Annotated in this window: 5 protein-coding genes and 1 pseudogene; 3 read left to right on the top strand and 3 right to left on the bottom strand. The window is 63.7% G+C overall.

Annotated elements, in window-relative coordinates; translation table 11 throughout:
• Window positions 1-278, bottom strand: a pseudogene (locus ABDB81_RS24120) (type VI secretion system tip protein VgrG); the annotation flags it as partial.
• Between the two features lie 212 nt (window positions 279-490).
• Window positions 491-946 carry a universal stress protein gene (locus ABDB81_RS24115; protein ID WP_137925555.1) on the bottom strand — a complete coding sequence of 152 codons (456 nt, stop codon included), beginning with the start codon at window positions 944-946 and terminating at the stop codon, window positions 491-493.
• Between the two features lie 186 nt (window positions 947-1132).
• Between ABDB81_RS24115 and ABDB81_RS24110 the strand changes: the two genes are divergently transcribed.
• The 3 genes from ABDB81_RS24110 (at window position 1133) to ABDB81_RS24100 (ending at window position 5488) form a co-directional block, all read left to right on the top strand.
• Window positions 1133-2776, top strand: coding sequence for a L,D-transpeptidase family protein (locus tag ABDB81_RS24110; RefSeq protein WP_346813809.1), 1644 nt, complete (start codon window positions 1133-1135; stop codon window positions 2774-2776).
• Between the two features lie 26 nt (window positions 2777-2802).
• Window positions 2803-3369 carry a DUF882 domain-containing protein gene (locus tag ABDB81_RS24105; RefSeq protein WP_346813805.1) on the top strand — a complete coding sequence of 189 codons (567 nt, stop codon included), beginning with the start codon at window positions 2803-2805 and terminating at the stop codon, window positions 3367-3369.
• 145 nt (window positions 3370-3514) lie between these two features.
• On the top strand, window positions 3515-5488 hold the full coding sequence (locus ABDB81_RS24100; protein WP_346813804.1) for a phosphatase PAP2 family protein: 1974 nt from the start codon (window positions 3515-3517) through the stop codon (window positions 5486-5488).
• Between the two features lie 30 nt (window positions 5489-5518).
• On the opposite strand, the gene ABDB81_RS24095 is transcribed toward ABDB81_RS24100, so the two are convergent.
• A complete protein-coding gene (locus tag ABDB81_RS24095) occupies window positions 5519-6460 on the bottom strand; it encodes a GlxA family transcriptional regulator (protein WP_346813803.1) in 942 nt (313 codons plus the stop codon).
• Between the last annotated feature and the right edge of the window lie 124 nt (window positions 6461-6584).

Below are 6584 nucleotides of genomic sequence, written 5' to 3'. Positions count from 1 at the left end.
CAGCCCGAAAACTGTCGCGGCTCCGAACCATCGCCAGCATCGATCGCGAACGTGGCGTCATGACGCAGATAGTCGAGTCGGTCCAGTTCGGTCGGGTGAGTGAGCTTCACCGTGACGGTGTACGGCTCACCTAGACGCTCCTCAGCCTTGAATGACACCACGGACAACCCGAGCGCACTCGGTGCGCCGAGCACTTCCAGGTGATACGCCTGCCGACCCGTGACAGCCTTCAGCCGCCCAATTTCCCTTGCAATCCGTTGCCCGACTACACCCGACATGCCCCACACCTCCGCTCTCAGCGTGACTGAATATTCGGCGTGGTCCGTCCGCCAGCGATGTCCGTCCCACCACCTGCGGGCGGGACGTTACGCTGAATTCAATGTGCTGAGAACGGGGTGTTCGTGGCGTTAGCAACGAACAGACAAAGAAACTGCAAAATCAATTTTCTGCGATATACGGGGATAGCTTCGCTAGGATAAGTGCTCGCCGATCAATGCACTGTATCGCCGCGAATCAGCAGTACTGGCTTGGCCGACTTGGCCACCACGCCTTCGGACACGCTGCCCATGATCATGCGTCGCACACCGCGTCGACCGTGTGTGCCCATCACCACCAGTTCGGCAGGCCATTGCTCGGCATGGCTGACGATGGTGCCCGAGATGTCGCCCGGCGACACCGGCTTCTCGGCCAGTTCCGTCAAGGCACGCACCCCGGCGTTTTCGAAGCGGCGCGCGGCGCGGGCCAGGGCCTGTTGACCTACCTCAAGCATGCCGCGCAGAACCTCTTGCGGGTTGACGTAGGCCGGCTCGAAGAAAAATTCGCTGTCATCCACCACGAACAGGATCTTGACCTCCGCGCCCAGTTCCTTGGCCAGGCCCACAGCCTGGAAGATGGCCTGCTCGGACGATGGACCACCGTCTATGGCGATCAGAATGCGCTTGTACATGGAGCAATCCTCACTGTGATGTTGTCGTGTTGAAGACAGCATAGGCGCGCACAGCGCGCAGCGATTGACATGAATCAAGTCATCGCGCAATCGCAGAATCTTTATTTTCAGCAAGTGCAACATAACGGACGCAACCGCGTCATCGGCTAGGATATGCGACGGAGACACTCTTTCGACGCCATGCCAATGACTGTTGCCACGCACGCCACGCAATCCATTCCCGCTAACGCTACCCGCAAGACTCCCCGCTCAAGGGCGTCTTCCGTCGTGTCCCTGCGCCAGCTCGGCGCGGCATTGGTGCTCTGCGGCGCCGCGAGTGCCTGGGCCCAGCAGACGCCGCCGGCCCCGCTGTGGCTCGTCGATGGACATCCATCGCAGGCCGCACAGGCTGCCATCAAGACGCTGGCCGGCGCCAGTGCCGACGGCCTCGAACCGGCTGACTACGGCGCCGAGGCGCTGCAGCGCACGCTGACGCAGGCAATCAACGGCCCCGCGCCGTCGCCCGATGCCATGCAGCGCTTCGATGCATCGCTGACCACGGCGATGACCCGCTACCTGTCCGATCTGCACGTGGGCCGGGTCGATCCGCGCAAGGTCCATGCAAATTTTGCAAAGACCGCGCCTGCGCCGTTCGACGCCGAAGCCTATCTGCGGCAGGCGATCGCCGCGAACCGGCTTGTCGAAGGTTTGCGCGAGGCGGCGCCATCGTTCCCACTCTACGGCACGTTGCGCGATGCGCTGGCGCGCTACCGCACATTGGCCAAGCTGCCTGACTGGGAAACCGCGCTACCGCCTCTGCCCGGCAGCAAGCTCAAGGCGGGCGATACCTACAAGGGGCTGCCGCAGTTGTCGCAACGGCTGGAAGCGCTCGGAGACTTGCCGAAGGACACGCCCGTGCCTGCACGCTACGAAGGCGCGATCGTCGATGCGGTCAAGGCTTTCCAGACGCGCCATGCGCTCGAAGCCGATGGTGTGATCGGCGCGGGCACGCTGGCACAACTCAACGTTTCTCCCGCGGCACGCGTGCAACAGATCGAACTGACGATGGAACGCGCGCGATGGACCCCGCTTGCCGAGGGTCCGCGCATGATCGTGGTCAATGTTCCTGAATTCATGCTGCGCGCTTATGAATATCAACCTGAGAGCGGCGGCAAGCTCGACATCAAGCTTGAGATGAAGGTGATCGTCGGCAAGGCGCTGGACACCCGCACGCCGCTGTTTGCCGAGGACATGCGCTACATCGAGTTCAGCCCGTACTGGAACGTGCCGTCGTCAATCGCCAAGAAGGAAATCATTCCGAAGCTGCAACGCGATCCGAGCTATCTGACTCGGCAAGGTTTCGAGTTCGTGTCTGGCAGCACGGCCAGCACCACCGTGAGTCCGGCGAGTCTGGACGCCGTGCTCAATGGGCAGTCGCGCATCCGCCAGCGACCGGGGCCGCTCAATGCGCTGGGCGACATCAAGTTCGTTTTTCCGAACAACCAGGCCATCTATCTGCACCACACGCCGTCGCCGCAACTGTTCAAGCGAGACCGACGCGATTTCAGCCATGGCTGCATCCGCGTGGAGGCACCCGTCGAACTGGCGAAGTTCGCGATGCAGGGCATGCCCGAATGGACGGAGCCGCGCATCCGTGAGGCAATGACGGCTGGCAAATCGAAGACCGTGGCACTCCAGCATCCCATTCCCGTGGTGCTGGCGTATGGCACGGCCATCGCTCGCGCCGACGGACGGGTACACTTCGTCCCTGACATCTACGGTCAGGACAAACTGCTGGACCAGGCGCTGCGGCAACGCGCTGGGGCCAGACCTGCCGCACGGCCCTCCTGAATGCCGCACCCGTTGTAAAAGTTTCCATGTCCGAATCCAGCTTCAACCCGCGTCGCCGTTTTTTGCATTGCGCCAGCGCCATCGCGCTCGGCGCAGGGCTCTCCACCCTGGCGCCACGCAACGCGCTGGCAGCAATCGGGCCCGACGCCCGGTCGCTGTCGTTTGATCACACGCACACTGGCGAGCATCTCGCGCTCGTCTTCGCACGCGGCGATGACGTCCTGCCGCAAGCGCAGCAGTCGCTGAATCATTTCCTGCGCGATCACTACTCCGGCACCGTCGGCCAGATCGATCCCACGCTGTTCGGCGTACTGTTCGCGCTGCGTCGGGAACTGAAGACCGACACCCCGTTCCAGGTCATCTCCGGCTACCGCTGCCCCGCCACGAACGACCGCCTGCGTCGTACACGCGCGGGTGGCGTCGCAAAACGAAGCCTGCACATGGATGGCATGGCCATCGACATCCGTTTGCCCGGTGTAGCGCTCGCAGACCTGCGCGACGCCGCCGAATCGCTTCAGGCTGGCGGCGTGGGCTTCTACAAGTCGGATAATTTTGTGCACATCGATACGGGACGGGTACGGCGCTGGGGGTGAAATGGGCAATGGCTGGATGACAGTTCGATGAAACAAATGTCGAGCTAAACATCCAACCAAGTGCATCAAAGTACATATTTCCGCAACATTGTTTGATCAAACTGCGTCCTTTTCGACGGCCATTGCCGTCTTTTAAGGACCCAGCATGTCTTTCTCCACCCCCGGAATGCCCTCGGCCATCGCGGTCGCCTGTTTTGCCCTGCTGCTCGGCGCCTGTGGCGGCGATGACAACAACACTACGCAGAGCAGTGGCACGACGACCACGCCGCTGGCCGTGCCTGCCGCGCCGGCAGATCCGGCTTTCGTGGATAGCGCGCCCGTCAAAGCTTCGGTGACCCCGTTTGTGGACGACATCGCGTCGAACCAGCGCGGTGTAGCGAAGTACGCCACGCTGGAGACGAATTCCGGTGTGCGGCTGATGGAAGGATTCCTGAACGTGTGGGAGCCGCTGACGCGTATCGTCGATGCCGCGCAGACGGCGCCGGCTGACGGCGCGTTCCCGGCGGTGGTGGCTTCGTCATGGACGGGCTTGCCAGGCGATGGCACCCCGGGCGGCACGGTGGTCAACGCTGCCATCCACAACGCGAACGTCCAGTACGTGATCGACGCCACCACGGCACGCACGGCTGCGCAGGCCGAGGCTGCCTACTACGACGACCGCCGCGGCAAGAACTACAGCGTGACCGATGGCATGGGTCCGCTCACTGCTGCATGGCGCGCCGCCGCCCAGCAGACCACCACGATCACGAGCATCCCGGCTGACGCCACAACCATCAAGTACGACGATGGCGGCAACAACGTCGGTGTGGCCGGCTCTGCCAATGCCACGTTCGGCGATGTGATCACGATGGTCAACAAGGTTGGCGACAATGCCTCGACCGAGCCGAACAAGCGCTTCTACAAGTACGCACGTCCGTACCGCTGGAGCAGCAGCGTGGTGGTGGCGCCGACCCTGGTGCCGGCTATCAGCCCGACTCCCAACAACGACGGCGGCTTTGTCAGCGGCCATACCGCCGAAGCGCTGCGCAATGCCGTAGTCATGGCCTACCTGGTGCCGGAGCGCTTCCAGGAAATGCTGACGCGCGGCATGGAACTGGGCGAGAACCGCATCCTCGCGGGCATGCACTCGCCGCTCGACGTTATCGGCGGCCGTATGCTCGGCATTGCTTCGGCTGCCGCCAACCTGTACATCCCGGCCAACGCCGCGCTGAAGGCCAGCGCTTATACGCAGGCCCACACGGCGCTGATGGCCGCCACGGGCACCACGCCGGCCACCTTCCGCACGTTCGCGCAGTCGGGCACGGCGGCCAATGACCGCTTCACCGACTACGCCACCAACAAGGCCAACTTCAATCGCCGCATGACGTTCGGCTTCCCGCAGATCGGCTCGGCCACGCTGGAGCCGGTCGTACCCAAGGGGGCGGAAGTCATGCTGGAAACCCGTTTCCCGTACCTGAGCGCCGATCAACGCCGCGTGGTGCTGAAGACCACTGAGATTGCTTCGGGTTATCCGGTCATGGACGATGCCGAAGGCTGGGGCCGCCTGAACCTGTTCGCTGCTGGCGATGGTTACGGCGCCTTCAACGGCAATGTCGTGGTGACGATGGATGCCACGCTCGGCGGCTTCCACGCGGCCGACCTCTGGCGCAACAACATCGGCGGCTCGGGCAAGTTCACGCTCAAGGGCACCGGCAACCTGAAGCTCGGCGGCACCAACACGTATTCCGGCGGCACGCAGGTGGCAGGCGGCGCGCTCGAAGCGGCTTCGGTGAATGCCTTCGGCACGGGCGATGTCTACCTCGGCGCCGGCTCCGTCATCATCAACGCCCCGGCCAGCGTGGCCATCGCCGGCAAGTACACCCAACTGGCAAACACCACGCTCGACCTGCGCGTGGGCCCCAACGGCCAGGGCCGCATGACCGTGGCTGGCCTGACGACGATTGCTGGCGGCACGCTGCGCGTGGCGTTCGTCAACGGGTATGCGCCGAAGGCCGGCGATACCGTCGCCATCATGACGGGCAGCAGCATCAAGGGCCAGTTCACCGCCGTGGCCGTAGATGGCTACAAGGTCACGCCGATCTACACGGCCAATGGCGTGCAGGTGCGCATCGACGGCTAATGAAGCGGTAGCGATAAAAGCGCGCGGTGCTCAGCCGCGCGCTTCCCGCCGCACTGCCTGCGGCGGCAACCCAAATCCGCGCACGAACGCCTCGCGCAGGTGACGGCGATCCCGGAAACCGGTTTCCTTTGCCACCACGTCCAGTGGATGGCGACTCTGCTCGATCATCAGCCGCGCCGCCTCCAGCCGCAGTTTCTCGATGGCTTTGGCCGGTGGCTGTCCTGTCTCGGCCGTAAACACGCGGCTGAACTGGCGCGGACTCAGATGCACGGACTCGGCCAGATCTTCCACAGTCAGGGGCCGATGCAGATTCTTGCGCGCGAATTCGAGCGCACTCTGGATACGGTCGGACTTCGGCGCAAGCTCCAGCAGTTCGGAATGCTGCGACTGCCCGCCTGACCGGCGCTGGTACATCACCAGCTTGTGCGCCACCGAGCGCGCCATCTCGCCGCCGAGATCCTTCTCCACCATCGCCAGTGCCAGATCCAGACCGGCGGTCATCCCGGCCGAGGTCCAGATCGGCCCATCGACGATGTGGATGCGGTCCTCCTCCACGCGAACGTCGGGGTGCAGCCGCTGCAAATCGCGCGCAAAGGCCCAATGCGTGGTGGCACGGCGTCCAGCCAGAAGGCCGGATTCCGCCAGCACGAACGCGCCCGTGCAGATCGACGCCACACGACGCGCCTTGCCCGCCACCTTCCCCACGAACTCGCGCATCGGCTCGGTACTCTGGGTGGCAACGGGATCGCCCACACCGGCCACGATCCAGGTGTCCACGGCCAGGCGCATGCTGGCGGGCCGCGTCTCCACGGCCATGCCCAGCGATGACCGCAACATGCCGCCCTGCATCGAGTAGTTCTCGATCCGGTACACCGGCTCGCCAAGCGACAAATTGGTGTACTCGAAGACGGCTTGCGCGGCCAGCGTCATGACCTGGAAGCCATCCGGTAACAGAAATCCAACGCGATGCATGACGAGCCTCCAGAGCGCCAAAGATCGGCAATGACCGAAAACATGACTATATACGTCATTTCGGTCACGCGCTTCCCGCTCTACCATGCTTCACATGGATGCCACGCATCCGAACCACCTGAAA

Source organism: Cupriavidus sp. DL-D2, from assembly GCF_039710735.1.
GTDB lineage: Bacteria > Pseudomonadota > Gammaproteobacteria > Burkholderiales > Burkholderiaceae > Cupriavidus.
This window is presented reverse-complemented; position numbering and strand designations above follow the sequence as displayed.

Bases quoted from the DNA above. Each gene is read 5' to 3' on its own strand.
- ABDB81_RS24115 (WP_137925555.1), bottom strand. From the start codon at position 946: ATGTACAAGCGCATTCTGATCGCCATAGACGGTGGTCCATCGTCCGAG.
- ABDB81_RS24110 (WP_346813809.1), top strand. From the start codon at position 1,133: ATGACTGTTGCCACGCACGCCACGCAATCCATTCCCGCTAACGCTACC.
- ABDB81_RS24105 (WP_346813805.1), top strand. From the start codon at position 2,803: ATGTCCGAATCCAGCTTCAACCCGCGTCGCCGTTTTTTGCATTGCGCC.
- ABDB81_RS24100 (WP_346813804.1), top strand. From the start codon at position 3,515: ATGTCTTTCTCCACCCCCGGAATGCCCTCGGCCATCGCGGTCGCCTGT.
- ABDB81_RS24095 (WP_346813803.1), bottom strand. From the start codon at position 6,460: ATGCATCGCGTTGGATTTCTGTTACCGGATGGCTTCCAGGTCATGACG.